At 68.5% G+C, this 20,582-nt stretch carries 22 protein-coding genes and 1 tRNA gene; 18 read left to right on the top strand and 5 right to left on the bottom strand.

Translation table 11 applies throughout. The annotated features are described in order from the left end of the window. Window positions 1-115: 115 nt before the first annotated feature. Window positions 116-1,453: a M18 family aminopeptidase gene (locus EVU97_RS03965; RefSeq protein WP_129663670.1), complete on the bottom strand. Its 1,338-nt coding sequence runs from the start codon at window positions 1,451-1,453 to the stop codon at window positions 116-118. A 13-nt stretch (window positions 1,454-1,466) separates the two neighbouring features. Continuing rightward, a complete protein-coding gene (locus EVU97_RS03960) occupies window positions 1,467-2,879 on the bottom strand; it encodes a DUF349 domain-containing protein (protein ID WP_225910756.1) in 1,413 nt (470 codons plus the stop codon). A gap of 164 nt (window positions 2,880-3,043) precedes the next feature. On the opposite strand from EVU97_RS03960, the gene EVU97_RS03955 reads away from it, so the two are divergent. From EVU97_RS03955 to EVU97_RS03885, 15 genes are all read left to right on the top strand, one after another. Next, window positions 3,044-3,751: an MBL fold metallo-hydrolase gene (locus EVU97_RS03955; RefSeq protein WP_047311577.1), complete on the top strand. Its 708-nt coding sequence runs from the start codon at window positions 3,044-3,046 to the stop codon at window positions 3,749-3,751. Then, complete coding sequence (gene hisS / locus EVU97_RS03950; RefSeq protein WP_129663668.1) at window positions 3,748-5,094, top strand: histidine--tRNA ligase; 1,347 nt, start codon at window positions 3,748-3,750, stop codon at window positions 5,092-5,094. Before EVU97_RS03955 ends, hisS begins: the two co-directional genes overlap by 4 nt. Before the next feature lie 17 nt (window positions 5,095-5,111). After that, complete coding sequence (gene xerD, locus EVU97_RS03945; RefSeq protein WP_129663667.1) at window positions 5,112-6,041, top strand: site-specific tyrosine recombinase XerD; 930 nt, start codon at window positions 5,112-5,114, stop codon at window positions 6,039-6,041. Window positions 6,042-6,189: 148 nt separating this feature from the next. After that, on the top strand, window positions 6,190-7,053 hold the full coding sequence (locus EVU97_RS03940) for a ParA family protein (protein ID WP_240730120.1): 864 nt from the start codon (window positions 6,190-6,192) through the stop codon (window positions 7,051-7,053). A gap of 11 nt (window positions 7,054-7,064) precedes the next feature. After that, complete coding sequence (locus EVU97_RS03935; protein WP_165357866.1) at window positions 7,065-7,976, top strand: ScpA family protein; 912 nt, start codon at window positions 7,065-7,067, stop codon at window positions 7,974-7,976. Between the two features lies 1 nt (window position 7,977). Continuing rightward, window positions 7,978-8,598: an SMC-Scp complex subunit ScpB gene (gene scpB, locus EVU97_RS03930; protein WP_129663869.1), complete on the top strand. Its 621-nt coding sequence runs from the start codon at window positions 7,978-7,980 to the stop codon at window positions 8,596-8,598. After that, window positions 8,595-9,509, top strand: a complete 915-nt coding sequence (locus EVU97_RS03925; protein WP_047311583.1) for a pseudouridine synthase — start codon at window positions 8,595-8,597, stop codon at window positions 9,507-9,509. Before scpB ends, EVU97_RS03925 begins: the two co-directional genes overlap by 4 nt. Continuing rightward, window positions 9,506-10,633 (top strand): prephenate dehydrogenase, encoded by a 1,128-nt coding sequence (locus EVU97_RS03920; RefSeq protein ID WP_129663661.1) that lies wholly within the window; start codon window positions 9,506-9,508, stop codon window positions 10,631-10,633. Before EVU97_RS03925 ends, EVU97_RS03920 begins: the two co-directional genes overlap by 4 nt. Window positions 10,634-10,642: 9 nt before the next feature. After that, window positions 10,643-11,338: a (d)CMP kinase gene (gene cmk / locus EVU97_RS03915; RefSeq protein WP_129663659.1), complete on the top strand. Its 696-nt coding sequence runs from the start codon at window positions 10,643-10,645 to the stop codon at window positions 11,336-11,338. A 136-nt stretch (window positions 11,339-11,474) separates the two neighbouring features. Then, window positions 11,475-12,026, top strand: coding sequence for a 1-acyl-sn-glycerol-3-phosphate acyltransferase (locus tag EVU97_RS03910; RefSeq protein ID WP_240730119.1), 552 nt, complete (start codon window positions 11,475-11,477; stop codon window positions 12,024-12,026). 127 nt (window positions 12,027-12,153) lie between these two features. Further along, the gene (gene der, locus EVU97_RS03905; protein ID WP_047311586.1) at window positions 12,154-13,617 is read left to right on the top strand and encodes a ribosome biogenesis GTPase Der; all 1,464 of its coding nucleotides are present in this window, start codon (window positions 12,154-12,156) and stop codon (window positions 13,615-13,617) included. 257 nt (window positions 13,618-13,874) lie between these two features. Then, window positions 13,875-14,084 (top strand): hypothetical protein, encoded by a 210-nt coding sequence (locus EVU97_RS03900; protein WP_129663656.1) that lies wholly within the window; start codon window positions 13,875-13,877, stop codon window positions 14,082-14,084. Between the two features lie 12 nt (window positions 14,085-14,096). Continuing rightward, window positions 14,097-14,312, top strand: coding sequence for a hypothetical protein (locus EVU97_RS03895; protein ID WP_129663654.1), 216 nt, complete (start codon window positions 14,097-14,099; stop codon window positions 14,310-14,312). A gap of 65 nt (window positions 14,313-14,377) precedes the next feature. Next, entirely contained in the window at window positions 14,378-15,307 is a 930-nt protein-coding gene (locus tag EVU97_RS03890; protein ID WP_129663652.1) for a DUF2207 domain-containing protein, read from the top strand. A 107-nt stretch (window positions 15,308-15,414) separates the two neighbouring features. Next, window positions 15,415-15,488, top strand: a tRNA-Pro gene (locus EVU97_RS03885). Between the two features lie 74 nt (window positions 15,489-15,562). Here the strand turns inward: EVU97_RS03885 and EVU97_RS15195 are convergent. Further along, the gene (locus tag EVU97_RS15195) at window positions 15,563-15,799 is read right to left on the bottom strand and encodes a hypothetical protein (RefSeq protein WP_225910757.1); all 237 of its coding nucleotides are present in this window, start codon (window positions 15,797-15,799) and stop codon (window positions 15,563-15,565) included. A 260-nt stretch (window positions 15,800-16,059) separates the two neighbouring features. Further along, entirely contained in the window at window positions 16,060-16,569 is a 510-nt protein-coding gene (locus EVU97_RS03875) for a DinB family protein (RefSeq protein WP_129663650.1), read from the bottom strand. Between the two features lie 117 nt (window positions 16,570-16,686). Between EVU97_RS03875 and EVU97_RS03870 the strand changes: the two genes are divergently transcribed. Then, a complete protein-coding gene (locus EVU97_RS03870) occupies window positions 16,687-18,141 on the top strand; it encodes a sialate:H+ symport family MFS transporter (protein ID WP_129663648.1) in 1,455 nt (484 codons plus the stop codon). A gap of 10 nt (window positions 18,142-18,151) precedes the next feature. Here EVU97_RS03870 and EVU97_RS03865 read toward each other — a convergent pair whose 3' ends face one another. After that, window positions 18,152-19,006 carry a G1 family glutamic endopeptidase gene (locus EVU97_RS03865; protein ID WP_129663646.1) on the bottom strand — a complete coding sequence of 285 codons (855 nt, stop codon included), beginning with the start codon at window positions 19,004-19,006 and terminating at the stop codon, window positions 18,152-18,154. Window positions 19,007-19,069: 63 nt separating this feature from the next. Here EVU97_RS03865 and EVU97_RS03860 point away from each other — a divergent pair, with 63 nt between their 5' ends. Together EVU97_RS03860 and EVU97_RS03855 are read left to right on the top strand one after the other, a co-directional pair. Next, window positions 19,070-19,660: a CDP-alcohol phosphatidyltransferase family protein gene (locus tag EVU97_RS03860; protein WP_118913174.1), complete on the top strand. Its 591-nt coding sequence runs from the start codon at window positions 19,070-19,072 to the stop codon at window positions 19,658-19,660. Next, a complete protein-coding gene (locus EVU97_RS03855; RefSeq protein ID WP_129663644.1) occupies window positions 19,660-20,556 on the top strand; it encodes a DUF881 domain-containing protein in 897 nt (298 codons plus the stop codon). Before EVU97_RS03860 ends, EVU97_RS03855 begins: the two co-directional genes overlap by 1 nt. The last annotated feature ends 26 nt before the right edge of the window (window positions 20,557-20,582 follow it).

Here is a 20,582-nt window from a genome sequence, read left to right as displayed (position 1 = left end):
AATTCGACGCAACCGAATTACGCCCGCTCAATGACTGATGAACAAAGTGCAGGTTGTTCGTGAAATATCACGCACAACCTGCACTTTCCTCGTCAGTCGAGCAGCAGCCCGCGTCTCACGCACCTCGTGGGGCGAGGAAGGCCGCGAGCGCGGCCGCGTACATCGCCTGGTCGGCCGCACCGACGAGTTCACGGATGGAGTGCATCGAGAGCGTGGGGGCGCCGAAATCGACCGTCGTCGCACCGGAGAGGGCCGCCGTCATCGGGCCGACCGTCGAGCCGCACGGCAGGTCCGAGCGCACGACGAACTCCTGCATGGGCACGCCCGCCTGACGGCACGCGGCGGCGAAGTGCGCCGCCCCGACGGCGTCCGTCGCGTAGCGCAGGTTCGTGTTCACCTTGAGCACCGGGCCGCCGTTCATCGCGATGTGGTGCGCCGGCTCGTGACGGTCTGCGTAGTTGGGGTGCGTGGCGTGCGCCATGTCGCCCGAGGCGATGACGGTGCGCGCGAGGGAACGGTGCAGGGCGTCGCGTGACCCGCCGAGCGACGAGACGATGCGCTCGAGAACGGTGGGCAGGTACGCCGAGAACGCGCCCCGCTCCGACATCGAGCCGATTTCTTCGTGGTCGAACAGCACGATGAGGGGGATGACGGGCTCGTCCGCCGGGTTCTCCACCGCGTCGAGGAGCGCCATCGTCGCTGCGAAGCTCGTGGCAAGGTTGTCCATACGGGCGCCGGCGACGAACTCGTGGTGCAGCCCCGTGCGGGCCGGAGCCTGCGTGTCGTGCGTCATCGCGTCCCACGCGAGGACGTCGAGGGGCTCGACGCCGACCTGGTCGGCGAGCCACTCGGCGAACGTCGGCACCTGCGAGAGCGCCCAGTGCGGCTCCATGTGGGCCTGCTTGTTGAGCGTCAGCCCGTCGTTCGTGGAACGGTCGAGGTGGATGGCGAGCTGGGAGACGCGCAGCAGCGGCTCGTCGCACTGGAACAGGCGCGTGCCGACCGAACCGTCGACCTGGCGAACGGAGACGCGCCCCGAAAGGCCGAGGTCGCGATCGAGCCACGAGTTGAGCAGTAGGCCGCCGTAGGGCTCGACACCGAGCATCTGCCATCCGGCGCGCTCGTGATCGGGGCGCGGCTTGATGCGCAGGTTGGGGGAGTCGGTGTGCGCACCGACGATGCGGAAGCCGGGCACCCCCTCCGCCGAAGCCTTCGTGAAGGCGCCTTCACCCACCTGCTCGCTCGACCACGCGACGAGCGAACCGCCCCGCGTCGTGACGTAGCGCCCTGGCGCCGTGGGCCACACGTCGACCTCGTCGAGACGGACGAAGCCCGCCTCCTCGAGCAGACGTACCGTGGACTCGACCGCGTGGAACGGCGAAGGGCTGGTGCTCAGGTAAGCGACCAGCCCTTCGGCGGCCGAATCCGTCGTGAACCGACCGGATCCGAACATCAGATCACACCTCTCAGCCGTCGAGCTCGCTGGCGGTGGAACGCACCTGGTCGAGCCAGGACTGCTTCGCGTTCAGCTCCTGACGCAGCTTGTTGGCCTTGTTGGAGTTGCCCGACGCCTCGGCGGCGTCGACGTCGGCCTGCAGGTCGGCGATGGCCGACTCCAACTGCGCGACCATCGAGTTGGCGCGGGCGCTCACCTCGGGGTCGGACTTCTTCCACTGCGCCTGCTCGGCGTCACGCACGGCGTTCTCGATGCGGCGCATGCCCTTCTCGAGCCGGTCCATGTCCTTGCGCGGCACCTTGCCCGCGGCGTCCCACTTCTCCTGGAGCGCGCGCAGCTGCGCCTTGGCGGCGCCGAGTTCCTTGACCGGCAGGATCTTCTGACCCTCGGCCAGCAGCTCCTCCTTGACCTTGGCGTTCGCCTCGAACTCCTTGTTCTCCTCGGCGACGACCTCGTCCTTGGCCGCGAAGAACGCGTCCTGCGCGGCCTTGAAGCGCTGCCACAGCGCGTCGTCGTCGGCGCGCGACGCGCGGCCGGCGGCACGCCAATCACCCATGAGGCGCTTGAACGCGGACGCCGTCGAACCCCAGTCGGTGGAGTTCTGGAGCTTCTCGGCTTCGGCGACGAGGCGCTCCTTCTCCTTCTTCGCCGCACCGTGCTGTTCGTCGAGCTTGCTGAAGTGCGCGCGGCGCGTCTTGTCGAAGCCGTTGCGGGCCGCGGAGAAGCGCTGCCAGAGCGTCGACTCGACGTCACGGTCGAGGCGCGCGCCGCCCTTCTGGTGGGCCTTCCACTCGTCGAGGAGCTCACGCATGCGGGTGGTGGACTTCTTCCACTGCACCTTCTCCGGGTCCTGCGCGGCGATCTGCTCGGCCTCGGCGACGAGAGCCTCACGCTGCTCGAGCGCCTCGGCCTTCGCGGCGGCACGCTGCTCGCCCTCGACCTGCGCCTTGACGCGCAGCGCCGTCGAGATGTCCTCGACGAGGCCGTCGAGCGCCGGCAGGTCACCGACGACGTTCGCCTCGCCGACCTGCTTGCGCAGGTTCTTCAGCGACTCGGTGGCGTCGTGGGCCGAAACGTCAGTCTGCGTGACGCGCTGCAGGAGCAGGGCTGCGCTGGCGTGCAGTTCGTCGTACTTGCGCGCGAAGTAGGCGAGCGCCTCGTCCTCACTCTTGCCGGGGTAGGAACCGACAGCCTTCTCACCGTCCGGGGTCTTGACGTAGACCGTGCCGTCCTCGCCGACACGGCCGAACGAGGCCGCGTTGGACGTGGACTCGGCAACGGGGGCGATGGGCGCTGCAGGAGCGGCAGCGGGCGTCCCGGACGCTTCGGCGGCGGCCGGAACCGCGGTGGGCTTCGGCATTGCGCTCGGCTTGATGGAACCGGGCGTCGGGGTGGGAGTGGTGGAGTCCTCGGACACGTTCATGCCTTTTTCTCGACGTAGCCGGGGAATCGGTCATGCGTCACCCCGGCAGCAACCCGATCAGTCTAGGTGGGATGCGGCCAATGTCACGCCCGGACGGGCAACACACTTCACGGTACTGAGGTACGCGCGAAAGCCGAGTGGCCGCGGCCAGTAGGCTTGGGCGGGTGCTGACCGTTTCCTTCCCTGCTGCCGCGATGGGCACGAACTGCTACGTCGTCGCGCGTGAGCGCGGCTCCGAGTGTGTGGTCGTCGACCCGGGCATCGGCGTCACCGACCAGCTCGAGCACGTGCTCGCCGAACTCGACCTCAAGCCGACCGCGGTACTGCTCACGCACGGCCATCTCGACCACACCTTCTCCGTGACGCCGGTGTGCGGCGGCACGATCGCGGCGCACATCCACGAGGACGACCGCTACCGCCTCGTCGATCCGTACGCCCAGCTCGGCCCGCAGCTTCGCGGCATGCTCGAGCAGTCGTTCGGCAAGGCCGCCACGTGGCAGGAGCCCGAGAAGGTCGTCTCGATCCACGAGGGCGCCCCGCTTGAGCTCGCCGGCCTGACGTTCGGCGTCACCCATGCGCCGGGGCACACGGAGGGTTCGGTCATGTTCACGATCGACGACGTTCCCCAGGGGCTCGACGACGCCACGGCGGCGTCGGTGACGAGCACCGTCGTCACCGGTGACGTCCTGTTCGCCGGCTCGATCGGCCGCACCGACCTCATCGGCGGCAGCGCCGAAGCCATGCAGCGCAGCCTGCGCGACAAGGTGCTTCCGCTGCCCGATTCCTCCCTCGTTCTTCCCGGGCACGGCCCGGCTACCACGATCGCGCGTGAGCGCGCCACCAACCCGTATCTCCAAGGACTCACCTCATGAGCAAGGTCACGCCGATCTCCGGCTTCCTCGAATGGCTTCCCGCACAGCGTTACGCCGAGCAGATGGTGCTCGACGTCATCGCTGAGGTCTTCGAGCTCCACGGCTTCGAGCCGATCAACACGCGGGCCGTGGAGCCCGTCGAGCGTCTGGTCGGCAAGGGCGGTGATGCGGACAAGGAGATCTACGCCGTCTCCCGCCTGGCTGCCGACGAGAGCGACGCGAAGGAGGCCGGACTCGGCCTGCACTTCGACCTCACGGTGCCCTTCGCCCGGTACGTGCTCGAGAACTCCGGCAAGCTGACGTTCCCGTTCCGCCGCTACCAGATCCAGCCGGTCTGGCGCGGCGAGCGCCCGCAGGCGGGGCGCTACCGCGAGTTCGTTCAGGCCGACATCGACATCGTCGACGCGGGGGAGTTGCCCTTCCACTACGAGGTCGAGCTCCCGCTCGTCATCGCCGACGTGTTCAAGCGCCTGCCCATCGGTGACTTCCGCATCCAGGTGAACAACCGCAAGATCCCCGAGGGCTTCTACCGCGGCCTCGGCATCGACGACATCACCGGCACGCTGCGCATCGTCGACAAGCTCGACAAGATCGGACCGGCGAAGGTCAAGGAACTGCTCGTCGCCGAAGGCGTCAGCGACGAGAACGCCGACAAGGTGCTCGCCCTCGCCGCGATCTCGACGAGCGACTCCAGCTTCGTCGAGAAGGTGCGCGCTCTCGGCGTCGAGCACGAGATTCTCGACGAGGGGCTGGCGCAGCTCAAGGCCGTCATCGACACCGCGGCCGAGCACGCGCCCGGTCTGCTCGTCGCGGAACTCAAGATCGCGCGCGGTCTCGACTACTACACCGGCACGGTCTACGAAACGCAGCTCGTCGGTGACGAGGCGTACGGCTCGATCTGCTCCGGTGGCCGCTACGACGCGCTCGCCAGCGACGGCAAGAAGACCTACCCGGGTGTGGGCCTCTCGATCGGTGTTTCACGCCTGCTCGCGAAGCTCATCGGTGAGCGGGGCCTCGCCGCCACGCGCCCGACGCCCACCGCGGTGCTCGTCGCCGTGACGGACGAGGCATCGCGTGACGAGAGCATGCGCGTGGCGGCCGCACTGCGCGCTCGTGGCATCCCGACGCTCGTCTCGCCGAAGGCAGCCAAGTTCGGCAAACAGATCCAGTTCGCCGACCGTCGCGGCATCCCCTTCGTGTGGTTCCTCGGCGGCGAGAGCGACGGCGTTCCCAACGCCGATCAGGTGAAGGATCTGCGCTCCGGCGACCAGAGCGACGCCGATCGCCACACGTGGACGCTCCCGGCCGAGGACGCGCAGCCGACGCTGCACCTGCCCGGCTGAGGAACGAACGAGGCGACATGAACGAGGCGCCCGCCGCGCTGCGTGACGCCGCGACGGCGTGGCTGCACCACCTCCAGGTCGAGCGGGGCGTCTCGGCGAACACACTGGCCGCGTATCGCCGGGACGTCGCCCGTTACCTCGCCTTCCTCGCCGCCGACGGTGTGAACTCGCCCGAGGGCATCGAGGAGAAGCACGTCGAGGCCTTCCTTCGTCACCTGCGTGAGGGGGATGCGGAGCACAAGCCGCTGGCTGCGAGTTCGGCTGCCCGCACCCTCGTGGCCGTGCGCGGCTTCCACACCTTCACGTCGCTGGAGACGGGCAGCGACGACGCGGCGGCCGACGTCGCACCACCCACGCCGGCGCGCAAGCTGCCGAAGGCCATTCCCGTCAGCGACGTCGAGCGGCTTCTTGAGGCCACGGGGGGAGAGGGCCACCCCGGCGGTCTGCGTGATCGTGCCCTGCTTGAAGTTCTCTACGGTGTGGGCGCGCGCGTCAGCGAACTCGTCGGCCTCGACGTCGACGACGTGGACCTCACGACGAAGTCGGTGCGCCTGTTCGGAAAGGGCAGCAAGGAACGCATCGTCCCGCTCGGCTCGTACGCGGCTGATGCCCTCACCGCGTACCTCACCCGCGAGCGGCCGAGCTTCGCCCAGAAGGGCAAGGGAACGCCGGCCGTGTTCCTCAACCAGCGCGGTTCGCGGCTCACGCGCCAGAGCGTGTTCGATGTCATTCGTCGCAGCGCCGAGACCGCCGGGCTCACGGGGGAGATATCGCCGCACACCCTGCGTCACTCGTTCGCCACGCATCTGCTCGAGGGCGGCGCCGACGTCCGGGTCGTGCAGGAACTGCTCGGGCATGCGTCGGTCACGACAACGCAGATCTACACCATGGTCTCGGTGCAACAGCTGCGCGAGACCTTCGCCGCGGCGCACCCGCGAGCCCGCTGATCCGCCGCTCGTTTGGGCATGGCGCGAGGCCGCGCGCTAGTCTTGAGGGGATTGGCGAGATGCCAAACGTTCAACTATCACTGGAGGCTTGCGAGTGACGTCCGACGGCACGCCCAAGGCGGCGAATCCTCAAGGTCAACTTGACCGTTTGCCCGGAATCGACGCGACGGGGCAGTGGGGACCGACCGGGCGACCCCTGCCCGGCTTCCCGACGCCTCCGATGCTCGACTCGCACGGCCCGGCGCGCATCATCTCGATGTGTAACCAGAAGGGTGGCGTGGGCAAGACGACCTCGACCATCAACCTCGGCGCGGCTCTGTCCGAGTACGGCCGCAAGGTGCTGCTCGTCGACTTCGACCCGCAGGGTGCGCTGTCGGTCGGCCTCGGCGTGCGCTCGCACGATCTCGATGTGACGATCTACAACCTTCTCGTCGAGAAGGACCACGACATTCACGACGTCATCCAGCACACCCGGATGGCGGGCCTCGACGTTCTGCCCGCCAACATCGACCTGTCGGCCGCCGAGGTCCAGCTCGTCGGCGAGGTGGCCCGCGAGATGGTTCTCGCTCGCGTGCTGCGGGGCGTCGAGGACGAGTACGACGTCATCCTCATCGACTGCCAGCCGTCGCTCGGCCTGCTCACGGTCAACGCGCTCACGGCGTCGCACGGCGTCGTCATTCCGCTCGAGGCCGAGTTCTTCGCCATGCGCGGTGTGGCCCTGCTCGTGGAGACGATCGAGAAGGTTCAGGACCGCCTCAACCCGCGCCTCGAGATCGACGGCATCCTGGCCACGATGTACGACGGACGCACGCTCCACAGCCGCGACGTCGTGCGCTCGGTCGTCGACCACTTCGGTGACAAGGTCTTCCACACCGTCATCTCGCGCACCGTGAAGTTCCCCGACGCGACGCTCGCCGCGGAGCCGATCACGCAGTACGCCTCGAACCACGGTGCGGCCGAGTCCTACCGTCAGCTGGCGCGTGAGCTCATCTCGCGCGGCGGCGCACCCTGACCGAGACGCCGGTGAGCGACGAGGCGCCGACCGCGTCGGCACCTGAGGCGCAGGAGACGCAGGAGACACCCGGCGGAGTTCTCACGAGGCGGGCCGCGACGACGCCGTTCCACGTCCACCTCGGTGAGGTGTTCGACGGCCCGTTCGACCTCCTGCTCGGCCTCATCTCAAAGCACCGTCTCGACGTCACGGAGATCTCGCTCTCGCAGGTCACCGACGAGTTCATCGCGCACATTCGTCGTGCGCGCGCCGCGAGCGACGAGTGGGATCTGTCCGAGGCGAGCGAGTTCCTCCTCGTCGCAGCGACCCTGCTCGAGATCAAGGCCGCGCGGCTCGTGCCGAGCCTCACCGCCGACGAGGACGACTTCGAACTCATCGAGGCCCGCGATCTGCTCTTCGCCCGGCTGCTGCAGTACCGGGCGTTCAAGGACATGGCGACGTTCCTCGACGAGCGGATGCAGACCCACGGCCGCCTCGTCGCGCGCCAGGCCGGACTCGAGGAGCGCTTCGCGGGGCTCCTGCCCGAACTCGTCATGACGGCGACGCCGGAGCAACTCGCCGTCGTCGCGGCGCGGGCACTGACGCCGAAGGTGCCGCCGACTGTGGCGGTGGATCACCTCCACGCCGTGCAGGTGAGCGTGCGCGAGCAGGCCACGATCGTCACGTCGAAACTGCGACGCAGTGAGCAGCTGACGTTCGCGCAGCTCGTCGCCGACGCGGACAACACGCTCGTCGTCGTGGCGCGCTTCCTCGCGGTGCTCGAACTGTTCAAGGAATCCGCCGTGACGTTCGAGCAGGAGGCCCATCTCGAGCCGCTCAGCGTGCGCTGGAGCGCGGACCCCGACGCGCGCATCGTCGTCTCGGACGAGTTCGACGGTGAGCCCTGGGACAATGAAGGAGTGAACGGAGGTGGAGATGACTGAGATGCCGCAGGAGCAGCCCGACCGGGCGGCACCGCGCGACGGTGACGAACCCCTTGTCGTGCACCACCTTCCGGGCGGCCTGCGCTCGACGTTGGAAGCCGTTCTCATGGTCGTCGACGAGCCCGTCTCGGTGCCCGATCTCGCGTCCGCGTTCGGTGTGGGCGAGAGCGAGATCCGCGCCAACCTCGAAGGCCTGGAGGTCGAGTACCGCGCCCAGCAGCGCGGCTTCACCCTGCGTGAGGTCGACGGCTCGTGGAGGATGTACTCCCGCCCGGTCTACGCCGACGCCGTCGAGAAGTTCCTTCTCGGCAACCAGCAGGCGAAGCTCACACAGGCTGCCCTGGAGACCCTCGCCGTCATCGCGTATCGCCAGCCGATCTCGCGTTCGCGCGTGGGCGCGATCCGCGGTGTCAACGTCGACGGCGTCACGCGCACGCTCGTCACGCGCGGCCTCATCACCGAGGTCGGCTCCGACGCCGAGGGCGGCGCCACGCTCTACGGCACCACCCCGTACTTCCTGCAGCGTCTCGGCATCGGCTCGCTCGACGAGCTCCCGCCGCTGGCGCCCTACCTGCCGGACGCTGCGATCATCGACGAACTAGTGGAACAAGGACACGGATGAACAACAAGAAGCCCCGCCCCGGTGCGCGCGACAAGCGCAGCACCCGCGTCAACCGCGGCTCCGGCGGCAAGGTCAGCCGCTACGAGGCCGACGTGCTCGGCATCGGCACGACGAAGGACGGCCAGCCGGTCGCTCCGCCGCGCGAGCGTCAGCCCAAGAAGGCTGCGCAGCGCGACGTGCACGTCGACGAGGGAACGCGCCTGCAGAAGGTGCTCGCGCAGGCCGGCGTCGGCTCGCGCCGTCACTGCGAGAACCTCATCGCCGAAGGGCGCGTCGAGGTCGACGGTCAGATCGTGAGCGAGCTCGGCACGCGTGTCGACCCCGAGACCTCGGTCATCCACGTCGACGGTGCGCGCATCCAGCTCGACGACACGCTCGTCTACATCGCGTTCAACAAGCCCACCGGCGTCGTTTCCACGATGGAGGACGACATGGGTCGCCCGTCCGTGGGGGAGTACCTCGAAGGACGCACCGAGCGCCTCTTCCACGTCGGACGCCTCGACCAGGACACCGAGGGCCTTCTCCTGCTGACGAACGACGGCGATCTCGCCAATCGTCTGCAGCACCCGCGCTACGGCGTGGAGAAGGTCTACCTCGCCACGATCCAGGGTCCGGTGCCGCGCGACCTGGGCAAGCGCCTGCGTGAAGGCATCGAACTGGAGGACGGGCCGGTCAAGGTCGACTCGTTCAAGGTCGTCGACAGCCAGCCGGGTATGGCGCTCGTCGAGGTCGTCATTCACGAGGGCCGCAACCACATCGTGCGCCGCATGCTCGAGGCCGTCGGCCACCCGGTCATCGCGCTCGCCCGCCCGCAGGTCGGCCCCGTCAAGGTCGGCGACCTTCGCCCGGGCAAGATGCGCCCGCTCAACAAGCGCGAGGTCGCGGCGCTGTACAAGACCGCCGGGCTGTGAGCGTTCCGCAGCGTGTACGCGTCGTCGGCGCCGGGCTGCTCGGTACGTCGATCGCGCTCGCGCTGCGGGTGCGGGGTGTCGACGTCACGCTGACCGACACCTCGCCGGTTTCCGCGGCTCTGGCCGCCGACATGGGCGGCGGTCGTCTCGCGTCGGATGACGATGCAGCGCCCGATGTCGTCGTGGTCGCGGCCCCACCGGACGTCACGGCCGATGTCATTACGGCCGAACTCGAACGCTGGCCGGAAGCCACGGTCACCGACGTCGCGAGCGTGAAGAACGCCGTCGTCGTCGCGGTGCGAGAGCTCGCCGGCGCCGACGCCGCTGCCCGTTACGTTCCTGGGCACCCGATGGCGGGACGTGAGCGAAGCGGCGCCGTCGCCGCGCGCAGCGACCTCTTCGAGGGCCGCACCTGGGTCGTGTGCCCCGACGGTGCCGAGGCGGAGCGGGTGCGTGATGTCATCTCGCTCGCGGAGTCCGTCGGCGCGCGCGTAGTGACGATGGCGCCCGAGGAGCACGACACCGCCGTCGCGGCCGTCTCACACGTGCCGCAGCTGGCCGCCAGCCTCGTCGCGGCGCAACTGCGCGAGCTGTCGGAACCCGCTGTCGGGCTGAGCGGCCAGGGCGTCCGTGACGTCACACGCATCGCCGCGAGCGACCCGCTCCTTTGGACGCAGATCCTCGCGGGTAACGCGCGCGCCGTGCGCCCCGTCGTGGACCGCTTCATCGAGGAACTCACCGCAGTGCGCGATGCATTGCGTGCCGTCGAGCAGCCAAACTCGCCTGCGGCGGGTGACGGCCTCGGGCCGGGCCCCCGCGCTGTGATCGCAGGCACGATCGCGGCGGGCCAGGACGGGCAGGCGCGCATTCCCGGCAAGCACGGCACGCCGCCGACGACCTACGCGACCGTTGCCGTCGTCGTCCCTGACGAGCCTGGCGCTCTCGGGCGACTCTTCGTCGTCGTCGGGGAGAGCGGCGTCAGCGTCGAGGACCTGCGCCTCGAGCACGACGCCTCGGTCGCCGCAGGTCTGCTGGAGATCGACGTGCTGCCGGTCCGGGCCGAGGTGCTGCGCGAGGCCCTGGCGGCCAAGGGCTGGTCGGTTCATGTGCTCGAGACGCACTAGAATCCCCGCATGACGAGTACGAGCAGCGGTTTCCGGGTCGCCATCGATGGGCCCTCGGGCTCCGGCAAGTCGAGCGTGAGCAAGAAGGTCGCAGCGCACCTGGGCATCGGTTATCTCGACACGGGCGCCATGTACCGGGCCCTCACGTGGTACTGCCTCGACGCGGGCATCGACCTCGACGACACCGAGGCCGTCGCCGACGCCGTCGCCGCGATGCCACTCGAGATGGGTACCGATCCGAAGGCTCCCAGCATCTCCATGGGCGGAAACCCCATCGATTCCGACATCCGCACCACGCGCATCGCCGAGGTGGTCTCCAAGGTCGCGACGAACCTCGCGGTGCGCCCCAAGCTGCAGCAGCGTCAGCGCGAGCTCATGGCGCAGATCGCCGCCGACCAAGGGGGAGTGGTGGCCGAGGGCCGCGACATCACCACGGTCGTCGCGCCGGACGCGGAGGTGCGAATCCTCATGGTGGCGAGCGAGGAGGCCCGCCTGGCTCGTCGCTCCAAGGAGGTTCACGGTGGTGCCGACGAGTCGATGCTCGCCGCGACGCGCGCCCAGATCGTCGACCGCGACAAGGCCGACTCGACCGTTTCCCAGTTCATGACCGCCGCTGACGGTGTCGTCACACTCGACACGAGCGAACTGACGTTCCAGCAGTCCGTCGAAGCTGTGCTGACCCTCGTCGAGCGTGCAACCGCCTGAGCGTCTGCGCAGCGCTGCGCAACACCTGGACGAGCGGCTGGCCTCTCGGCTGCCGCGTCCCGTGGACGCTGATCGAGGCGTACGAGTAGGCCAACGTCTGGGCGTCGGGCTGCTGCGGCTCCTGTACCGCGCACGGGTGACGGGTCAAGCGCACGTGCCTTCGCGTGGGCCGGTCATTCTCGTCGCGAACCACGTCGGCTTCATCGACGGGCCGCTGGGGTTCATCACGTCCCCGCGACCGGTGCACTTCCTCGTCAAGCGGGCGTACTTCGTCGGGCCGGTCGGTTGGCTCCTGCGCGGCGTCGGGCAGATCCCGATCACGCAGCGCAGCGCCGACCGTGAGGCGCTCACCAGCGCACGGGAGGTCCTGCGCGCAGGCGGGGTCGTCGGCGTGTTCCCCGAAGGAACGCGCGGCAGTGGCGAGGTGGCGAGCGCCCAGCAGGGAGCCGCGTTCCTTGCGCTGGGAACGAAGGCGGTCGTCGTTCCGGTTGCCTTGTCGGGAACGGCGGGTCGCTCGAAGGGTGCGTTGCCGCGCGTGCGTTCACGCCTGTCGGTGACGTTCGGCGAACCGTTCGACCTCGCAGGCGTGCCCGACGTCGCTGCCGTCACCGGTCGCGAGCGTGTTGCCGTGGCCACCGAGGCGCTGCGTGTGCGCCTCGCGGAGCACGTGCGCGCTGCCCGAATCTGACTTTTCGCCCAAGTGCGCGAGAATGGTGTCTGACGCCCGTTCGGCGTCATGGCGCGGCGCGACACGGATCAGACTCCGATCGACGAGCGAACCGCGCAGAACTTTCCGACATTCGAAGGTATGACGCGTGAGCGACGAGCAGAACTTCCCAGGCGACGAGTCCGTCGAGCAGGCCCTCCGGGTCGGGCTCGAGGACTTCGACCTCAGCGACGAGGACCGCGCCCTCCTCAGCGGCGAGGGCGGTGACGACGAGGGCTTCAGTGAGGCGGACCTGCGCCCTGTTGTTGCCGTCGTCGGACGCCCCAACGTCGGCAAGTCGACTCTCGTCAACCGCATCCTCGGCCGCCGTGAGGCCGTCGTCGAGGACGTTCCGGGTGTGACGCGTGACCGTGTGGCCTATGACGCCGAGTGGGTCGGGCGCCGCTTCACGCTCGTCGACACCGGCGGATGGGAGGTCGACGCCACGGGCATTCACCTGCGTGTCGCCGAGCAGGCCGAGGTGGCTGTCGAACTCGCCGACGCCGTGATGTTCGTCGTCGACGCCACCGTCGGTGCCACCGACACCGACGAGGCCGTCGTCAAGCTGCTGCGCCGCTCGAAGAAGCCTGTCGTGCTCGTGGCCAACAAGGTCGACGACAACCGCACCGAGGCGGACGCCGCGATGCTGTGGTCGCTCGGACTCGGCGAGCCCTACCCGGTCTCGGCCCTTCACGGGCGCGGCACGGGTGACGCCCTCGACGCCATCATCAACGAGCTTCCGGACAAGTCGGCCGTGGCCGGCGCCTACCCGCGCGGCGGCCCCCGTCGCGTCGCGCTGCTCGGGCGCCCGAACGTCGGCAAGTCGTCGCTGCTCAACAAGCTCGCCGGCTCCGAGCGCGTCGTCGTCGACAACGTTGCGGGTACGACGCGCGACCCGGTCGACGAATACATCGAACTCGGTGACAAGACGTGGCGCTTCGTCGACACCGCCGGTATCCGCCGACGCGTTCACCAGACCCGCGGCGCCGACTTCTACGCGTCCCTGCGCACGCAGACGGCGCTGGAGAAGGCGGAGGTCGCCGTCGTCCTCATCGACGCGGAGCAGAGCATCGCCGAGCAGGACGTGCGTGTCGTCCAGCAGGTCATCGACGCAGGCCGCGCCCTCGTCGTCGCGTACAACAAGTGGGATCTGCTCGACGAGGAGCGCCGCTACTACCTGGAGAAGGAGATCGAGCGCGAGCTCGTGCAGGTGCCGTGGGCGCCGCGCGTCAACATCTCCGCCGCCACGGGGCGTCACACGGACCGTCTCGTCCCGGCGCTCGAGGTAGCTCTCGACTCGTGGGACCAGCGCATCCCGACGGGCCGTCTCAACGCGTTCCTCGGCGAGGTCGTGGCAGCCCACCCGCACCCCGTGCGTGGTGGTAAGCAGCCGCGCATCCTGTTCGCGACGCAGGCCTCGACGCGTCCGCCGCGCTTCGTCATCTTCGCGAGCGGCTTCATCGAGGCCGGCTACCGCCGCTTCATCGAGCGTCGCCTGCGCGAGGAGTTCGGTTTCGACGGCACGCCCATCGAGATCTCGGTGCGCGTGCGCGAGAAGCGCAAGCAGCGCTGATCCAGCTGTGGCCACGACCGGCCGCCGTCTCTGTTCGAGACGGCGGCCGTCGCCTATGGTGAGCCAGCACACACTCAAAAGGGGTCACCATGTTCAGCCGCTCGCACAAGGACCAACCGTCGCAGGACGCCAACCAGACGGCCTCATGGATGCTCTCTTCCGGCCCGGCCTGTCGCAGACGCCCGGTGACGCCGTGCCGCGTCAGGACGTGTCTCTGTCGTCGCTCAAGCACCGCCTCCAGGGGGCATGTCGAGGAGGTGGCGACGGCGCTGGGCGACGAGATGGTGGCCCACGGCGTCGCAACCCGCAATCCGGCGTCCCGCGGGATGCTGGGGCGCCGGGGGTCGTGGCTGAGCTCCGACGGCGAGCGTCTCAAGCGGGAGGCGGCGTCGTTCAAGCACTACCTCGCGAAGGTCGAAAGCAAGCAGCTCGCGAACGATCAGAGCGAGGGCTTCGTGGGCGGCTAGCTCGCCTACGCGGTGGCGTTCGAACTCGTCGGTGCGTGGTCCAAGGAACTCGACACCGCCCAGACGGGACGTCCGACGTCCGCGGCTGGGCAGATGCTCGCCGAGATGCACCGCAACCCGATGCTGGTCGGCATGGCTGCTGCGTCATCGGGCGGTTTCTCGCTCGACGATCTGTATGTACTCGCCGTGGCGCGAAACTACGGCGCGAAGTTCCCCGGAGATCGCTGAGCCGGTCTGCCAGAGGCTGAGCGCGGTGGCTAGGCTGTGAGCGCCCCGCGAACGAAAGGTCATCGATGTTCGGTTGGAACCACGATTACGAGTACGTCGGCGTCACGCCCGGTCTCACGCCGGCTGCCGGCACGGGGGAGGTCCGCCGCGTCAAGGGGCGCAAGGAGTGGGCCGGTGAGGCCGCCGTGCAGTTCTCGCCGCCCAAGGGCGTCAGCGCGGCTCTCGCGGGCACCGTGGTGGACGGCAAGGTGGACCCGCGTGACATCGGGGCCATGATGATCGATCTGTCCCTTCGCGGGTGGTTCCGCATCGACAAGCAGGACGACTCGTGGTTGTTCGTGCAGAACGAGTTCCCGCGCGACGACATCATCACGCAGGTGGAGGCCGACTTCCTCAACGCGCTTTTCCCGCCCGGCGTGAAATACGTCGGGCTGGAGCAGATGAAGCGCCAGCTGCGGGGGCCGCTGCGGCACATCACGGACTCGCTGTACCGCGAGACGATGGAGCGCGGCTGGTACGAGCGTGACCCGCGCAGCAAGGGTTTCTTCGGCCTCGCCGGCCGCTCGCCGCGTACGGCCGACGGCACGGCCGTTCGCATCCAGACGCTCGGTTTCCGCAAGTACATCGCGACGGCGGAGGCCAGTCAGATCAAGTACGAAGAGGCAGCAGGGTTGTTCAGCCGCTACCTGCCGTACGCCATGATCTTCGGGTTGACCGAGCGCTGGGCGTCGGTGATCGGCGACGTCGCCAAGGCGGCCCAACTCGAGGGCTACGGCAACATCATGGGCGGCCTGGCATCCGACCCGTTCTTCTGGCTGTTCTTCGGTGACGACATTGCGTATCTCGGCATCGAGGCCATCGGCGGACTGGCTGATCTTCTCGGCGACGGTGCGGGCCTGTTCGACCTCGGCGACATGGCCGGCGGCCTCGGCGACATCTTCGGTTCCGTCGGTGACGCCATCGGCGACATCGCGGGGGACATCTTCGACTTCTGAGCCTCGCTGACCCCTGCGAGTGGGGCGCGCGTCACCCGATTGTGAGGCGCCCGCCACCGTGGGGTAAGGTTCATTTCGCCCTTCGGGGCTTGCGCTCTCGGGCGCAACGGGCTGTGGCGCAGTTTGGTAGCGCACTTGACTGGGGGTCAAGGGGTCGCAGGTTCAAATCCTGTCAGCCCGACAGGCCAGCGGGAGGGATCGCATCGTGCGATCCCTCCCGCTTTTTCGTGCTCGTTTCGCCGGACGCGGTGAGAGTCACTCGCTGCGGGACGCGAGATCCACCCCGCGGCTTTCGGCGAGTGCCTGCAGCTTCTCCACGTCGTCGGTCTGGATGCATACGGTCGCCCGCAGACCGGAATCCTCGCGACGCAGGAGGTAGGAGGGGCTGCTGTCCGTGAGGGCGTCCCCGTTCGCGTCGAAGAACGTCCAGCGGACGGCGACGAGGACGAGACGGTCACTGAAGTGGCGCTGATCGACGATCTCGTACGCCACCGACGCGAGACCGAGCTGCTTGTAGACCGGCTAGGACTGCTCGAGCCCTGACACCATCGCGTCCCGTGAGTCGAGGACGCCGGAGAACCCGGTCGTCCACGATCGTGCCGGGTGTCGCCCACAGGTCCGCCGCGGCCCCGGCGTCGAAATTCGTGAGCGCCGCCGCATAGCGACCGAAGAAGTCGTCGATGTCCTGGCTGCTGATGGTCATGTTTCGACGATACGTGCGCTGACGACCGGGCGTCGCGTCGGAACGCGACTCACTCGAAGGCGGAATCCTTCATGCCTGCAAGGTAGCTCGCCTGGCCGACGTGCTGCAGCGCATCCTCGCTGACGCTCACCAGGCGGGCGCCGCGGGTGACCGGCGGATCCCAGTTCTCGTCGACGACATCGTCGAGGTCCGCGTCCGTCAGGGTGTCGAGGTAGGCCACGTGCGCAGCCGTCACGGCCTCGAGGTGATCGACGAGGGCGTTCGCGTCGTTCACCACGAGGGCGCGCGCCTGCTCGGAGGAATCGCCGTAGCCCATCGCGTCCGCACCGCGGTCCACGCCGAGCTTCTCCGCCCAGCCCCCTCGCGTCCACTCCTGTTGTTCGCCCGAGAGCTGCGCGACCTGCACGTCGATCTCTCGAGCTGCATGCCACAACAGCCACGCGATCGAGTTGTCGTGCCCCGGGTGAGCGTTGAGTCGCTCGGCCGGAACGTCCCGCAGGGAACCCGCCACCTCCGCGGCTCGTCCCGCCAGATCCTTGAGTACCTCGATGCCGTTCATGCTTCGACCCTAACGCTCGGCCGGCACCGTGCCCAGAGCGAATTCAGCCTGCGACGCATCGAATCTCTATAAGGTGCCGGAGAACCGTGAGCAGCACAACCGGATGAGGAGGCACACATGAACGCTGCCATCGTGCCCTGGTATCGCGAGGTCAGCCCGACGCAGTGGAAGTCCTTCTGGGCCGCGTGGCTCGGGTACCTGCTCGACGGTTTCGACTTCGTCATCATCACGCTCGTCCTCACCGAGGTGGCCGACGAGTTCGACCTCAACGGCGTCCAGGCCGCCACCCTCATCAGCGCGGCGTTCGTCTCCCGCTGGTTCGGAGGTCTCGTGCTCGGCGCCATCGCCGACACCCTCGGACGCCGTGACGCCATGGTGCTCGCCATCGTCACGTTCTCCCTCGGTTCACTGTTGTGTGCCGTCTCCACCGGCTACGTCATGATGTTCGCCGCACGCCTTCTCATTGGCTTCGGCATGGCGGGGGAGTATTCCGCGAGCGCCACCTACGTCATCGAGTCGTGGCCGCAGCACCTGCGTAACAAGGCCAGCGCCTTCCTCATCAGCGGCTTCTCCATCGGTGGAGTGCTGGTCGCTCAGGTCTACCGCTTCGTCGTGCCCGCGTGGGGCTGGCGAGCGCTGTTCGCCATCGGTCTCGTGCCGATCGTGCTCGCCCTCTGGCTGCGCCGTGGTCTGCCCGAACCGGAGGACTTCCGTCGGGCGAAGGACTCCGGTCGGGTGGACGCAACGCCCGACATGTTCACGACGCTGTACCGCGGCCCGCACCGCATTCTCAACGTCCTCCTCACCCTGGCGACGTTCGCGATTCTCCTCGCCATCTTCGGCGGTTACGTCCACGGCGCAGCGATCATCACCCCGATGTCCGTCTTGATCACGGCAGTGTTCGTCTGGTTCCTCGTACAGTTCGAGCCTCAGCGCTGGCCCACGGCCGTTGCCGTGACGGTCGTGGTCTTCACCGTGTTCTTCTTCGCCTGGCCCGTCACGGCCCTTCTGCCGACCTACCTCAAGACCGACCTCGGTCTCTCGCCCGGAGAAGTCAGCGACATCCTCTTCTGGAGCGGATTCGGTACGGCTTTCGGCGCGATCCTGGCCGGCTTCACCGGAGACCGTTTCGGCACCACCCGTGCCTACTGGGGCAGCCTGCTCATTTCCCTACCCTTGCTGTGGCCGATCTTCACGCTGACCTCGGACCACGCGCTCCTCATTGGGCTCCTGCTGTTCGTCCAGCAGTGCTTCGGCGCCGGCGTCGGCGGCCTCGTGCCCAAGTGGATGGTGAGCTGGTTCTCCATCGAGAAGCGCGCCGCCGCGCTCGGCTTCACCTACAACGTCGGCGCGCTCGGTGGAGCCGTGTCGCCCGTCGTCGGAGCCGCGCTCGCGGAGACGATGTCACTCGGTCGAGCGATCATCGTGCTCTCCGCGTCGTTCACGGGAATCGTCATCCTGCTCGTCGCCATGAAGTTCCCGCTGCGGCTCCAGCAGCTGCTCAAGCCCTCGGCGGTCCGCGCGGACGACGGCGACGACACCATCCGCCGGATCGAACCCCAGGCGGGCTGAACCGGCAGCGTCAGGCCGCGCGCTTGAACGTCACCGGGAAGCCGTTGCCGCTCGCCGACCACGCGCCCGGCGATGCGAGCAGGTTGCCGTTGAACATCGAGATGCGCGTGTTGGCCATCTTCTTCGGCACCCGCGTGCCCGAGGCGTCGGTGACGCTGAGCTGACGGAGCGAGACCGTGCCCGTGTTCGCGAGGGCGAGCGGGCGTCCGTCGGCGCGGCTCGGGCGTTCGAGCACGAACTCGGCAACGCCCTTCGGCGCGCTCGTGGCGCGGGAAGTCACGACACAGCGCTGGAGGCGCTCGTTGCACAGCGTGAAGTAGGCACGGCTGTCCCGCGCCGACCAGCGCACCGCGACCCGGACAGGGTCACCGGGAGAGACGGGCAGATTCGTGATGCGTTCCTGCGAGCGCTGAGGGAACGTCTCGACCCACAGGTAGTAGTCGTTCTTCCACTTCGAGCACTTGCCCGCCCGGAGGGCGACACACTTCGAGTCGTGCTCCGTTCCGGCCTGGATGAGCTGGCCCTGCGCACGGTTTCCGCCGCCGAGGCCCACCCACATGTTCGAGTAGCCGTCACGTCCGGGCCACGACGCCTTCGGTACCGTCCACGAACCCCGGGCCTGCGTCGGGTTCTTCGCCGCAACCTGGTAGCCGGCCCAGTTCTCGTACAGGGCGTTCGACGCGGCGCGCAGGCCGGTGGCGGTCGTCGTCGCGGCGCTCGCGGGGGCAGAGGCCTCAGCGGGTGATTGCGCGGACGCCGGCGCCGTCAGGGAGGCGGCGGACACGCTCAGGCAGGCGAGCGCGGTGAACAGGGTGTTGCGTGCGGCGGACATGAGCTCCTCGGGGTCGGTGCAGTACGGCTCCATGCTAGGGGCCGCGGGCTCGACGGTCGGTGCGCGCCGCGCGGGGCCATCGCCTAGTCTTGGCCTGTGACGACCGCTGAACCGGAGCTTTCGAGCCGCATCTGGACGGTGCCGAACGTGCTGTCCTTCCTGCGGCTCGTCGGTGTTCCGGCGTTCGTCTGGCTGATCCTTTCGGAGTGGGACAAGACGGCCCTCGTCGTCCTCATGGTGGCGGGGTTCACCGATTACCTCGATGGCAAGATCGCCCGCAAGTTCGACATGCAGTCGCGTCTCGGAGCCATCCTCGACCCGATGGCTGACCGGCTCTACATCGTCGCGACGATCGTCTGCCTCGCGATGCGTGGAATCCTGCCGATGTGGGTGGTGCTCGCCCTGGTTCTGCGCGAAGTCTTCATCCTCACGATGGCGCCCACCGTCCGCCGGCACAACCTGCCGCTGCCGCCGGTGCACTTCATCGGCAAGGCGGCCACCTTCAACCTTCTGTACGCCTTCCCCCTTCTCCTGCTCGCCGAGATCGAGGGCGCTGCCGGTGACCTGGCGCGCCCGACCGCCTGGGCCTTCGTCCTGTGGGGCGTGTGCCTGTACTGGCTCGCCGGCCTGCTGTACGCCGTCCAGGTGCGCGAGATGCTGAAGGTCGTTCGCGCGCGGGCGGTGTGATGGCACCGCACCGACTCATCCGACGCAAGCCGCGCTCGCCGGGAACGACGCGCGAGGTACGTCTCCAGGACCCGGCCGCGAGCATGGCGCTCATCTTCGACGCCATGAAGCGGCCGATCGACCCCCTCTACGAAGACGTGGCCCGCAAGCGCGAGGCAACGGGTGAGGGGCTGGTTCGTCGTCCGGGCCGTTCGCCGCTGCTCGTCGTGACGGTCATCGCCCTCGGCTTCCTTCTCGGCGCGGCGGCCCATGCCCTGCGAGTGCCGGATTCGGTGCAGGCCGATCGTCACGCGCAACTCGTGGAACAGGTCGAGGCGAAACAGAAGGCGAACGACGACTCCGCCGCCGAGGTGGAGGCACTACGCACGGAACTGGACTCGAACCGTTCGTCAGCGTTGACCCGCCAGGAGCGCTCGAACCTGAGCGCCGACCTCACGGCCGGTGAGCGCACCGCTGGAGCGGCCGCCGTCAGCGGGCCCGGGCTCACCGTCGTCATCGAGAACCCCGAGGACGCCGAGGCCGATGCAGCCGACAGCGATCCGCGCACCGGTGAGGACGAGAACGCCCTCACCTCGAGCGATCTGCAGCACGTCATCAACGGTCTGTGGTCCTCGGGGGCGACCGCCGTCAGCGTCAACGGTCAGCGCATCACATCACTCAGCGCGGTGCGCTTCGCCGGCTCGGCCATCCTCGTCAACTACCGTCCGCTCGCGACGCCGTACACCGTCACCGCGATCGGTCCGAGCGACATGCAGAACAAGTTCGAGAGCGGGTTCTCGGGGGACTACCTCACGTCGCTGCGGAAGTCGGATTTCACCATCTCCACCTCCCGTGGCAACGTCACGGTGCCTGCGCAAGGAACCATCCGTATCGCCCACGCTCAGCCGGTGCGCTGACTTCGCCCTTCCCCTCGTTAGGAGCT

Origin of the sequence: Dermacoccus sp. 147Ba, from assembly GCF_004151355.1 — a bacterium.
Classification (GTDB): Bacteria; Actinomycetota; Actinomycetes; order Actinomycetales; family Dermatophilaceae; genus Dermacoccus; species Dermacoccus abyssi.
Note: the sequence above shows the minus strand (reverse complement) of the source record. Positions and strands in the feature narration are given on the sequence as shown.

What these genes read in the sequence shown, in the direction of transcription:
- EVU97_RS03965 (WP_129663670.1), bottom strand. Translation starts at nt 1,453, where the DNA reads ATGTTCGGATCCGGTCGGTTCACGACGGATTCGGCCGCCGAAGGGCTG.
- EVU97_RS03960 (WP_225910756.1), bottom strand. Translation starts at nt 2,879, where the DNA reads ATGAACGTGTCCGAGGACTCCACCACTCCCACCCCGACGCCCGGTTCC.
- hisS (WP_129663668.1), top strand. Translation starts at nt 3,748, where the DNA reads ATGAGCAAGGTCACGCCGATCTCCGGCTTCCTCGAATGGCTTCCCGCA.
- xerD (WP_129663667.1), top strand. Translation starts at nt 5,112, where the DNA reads ATGAACGAGGCGCCCGCCGCGCTGCGTGACGCCGCGACGGCGTGGCTG.
- scpB (WP_129663869.1), top strand. Translation starts at nt 7,978, where the DNA reads ATGCCGCAGGAGCAGCCCGACCGGGCGGCACCGCGCGACGGTGACGAA.
- EVU97_RS03925 (WP_047311583.1), top strand. Translation starts at nt 8,595, where the DNA reads ATGAACAACAAGAAGCCCCGCCCCGGTGCGCGCGACAAGCGCAGCACC.
- cmk (WP_129663659.1), top strand. Translation starts at nt 10,643, where the DNA reads ATGACGAGTACGAGCAGCGGTTTCCGGGTCGCCATCGATGGGCCCTCG.
- EVU97_RS03890 (WP_129663652.1), top strand. Translation starts at nt 14,378, where the DNA reads ATGTTCGGTTGGAACCACGATTACGAGTACGTCGGCGTCACGCCCGGT.
- EVU97_RS03875 (WP_129663650.1), bottom strand. Translation starts at nt 16,569, where the DNA reads ATGAACGGCATCGAGGTACTCAAGGATCTGGCGGGACGAGCCGCGGAG.
- EVU97_RS03870 (WP_129663648.1), top strand. Translation starts at nt 16,687, where the DNA reads ATGAACGCTGCCATCGTGCCCTGGTATCGCGAGGTCAGCCCGACGCAG.
- EVU97_RS03865 (WP_129663646.1), bottom strand. Translation starts at nt 19,006, where the DNA reads ATGGAGCCGTACTGCACCGACCCCGAGGAGCTCATGTCCGCCGCACGC.
- EVU97_RS03855 (WP_129663644.1), top strand. Translation starts at nt 19,660, where the DNA reads ATGGCACCGCACCGACTCATCCGACGCAAGCCGCGCTCGCCGGGAACG.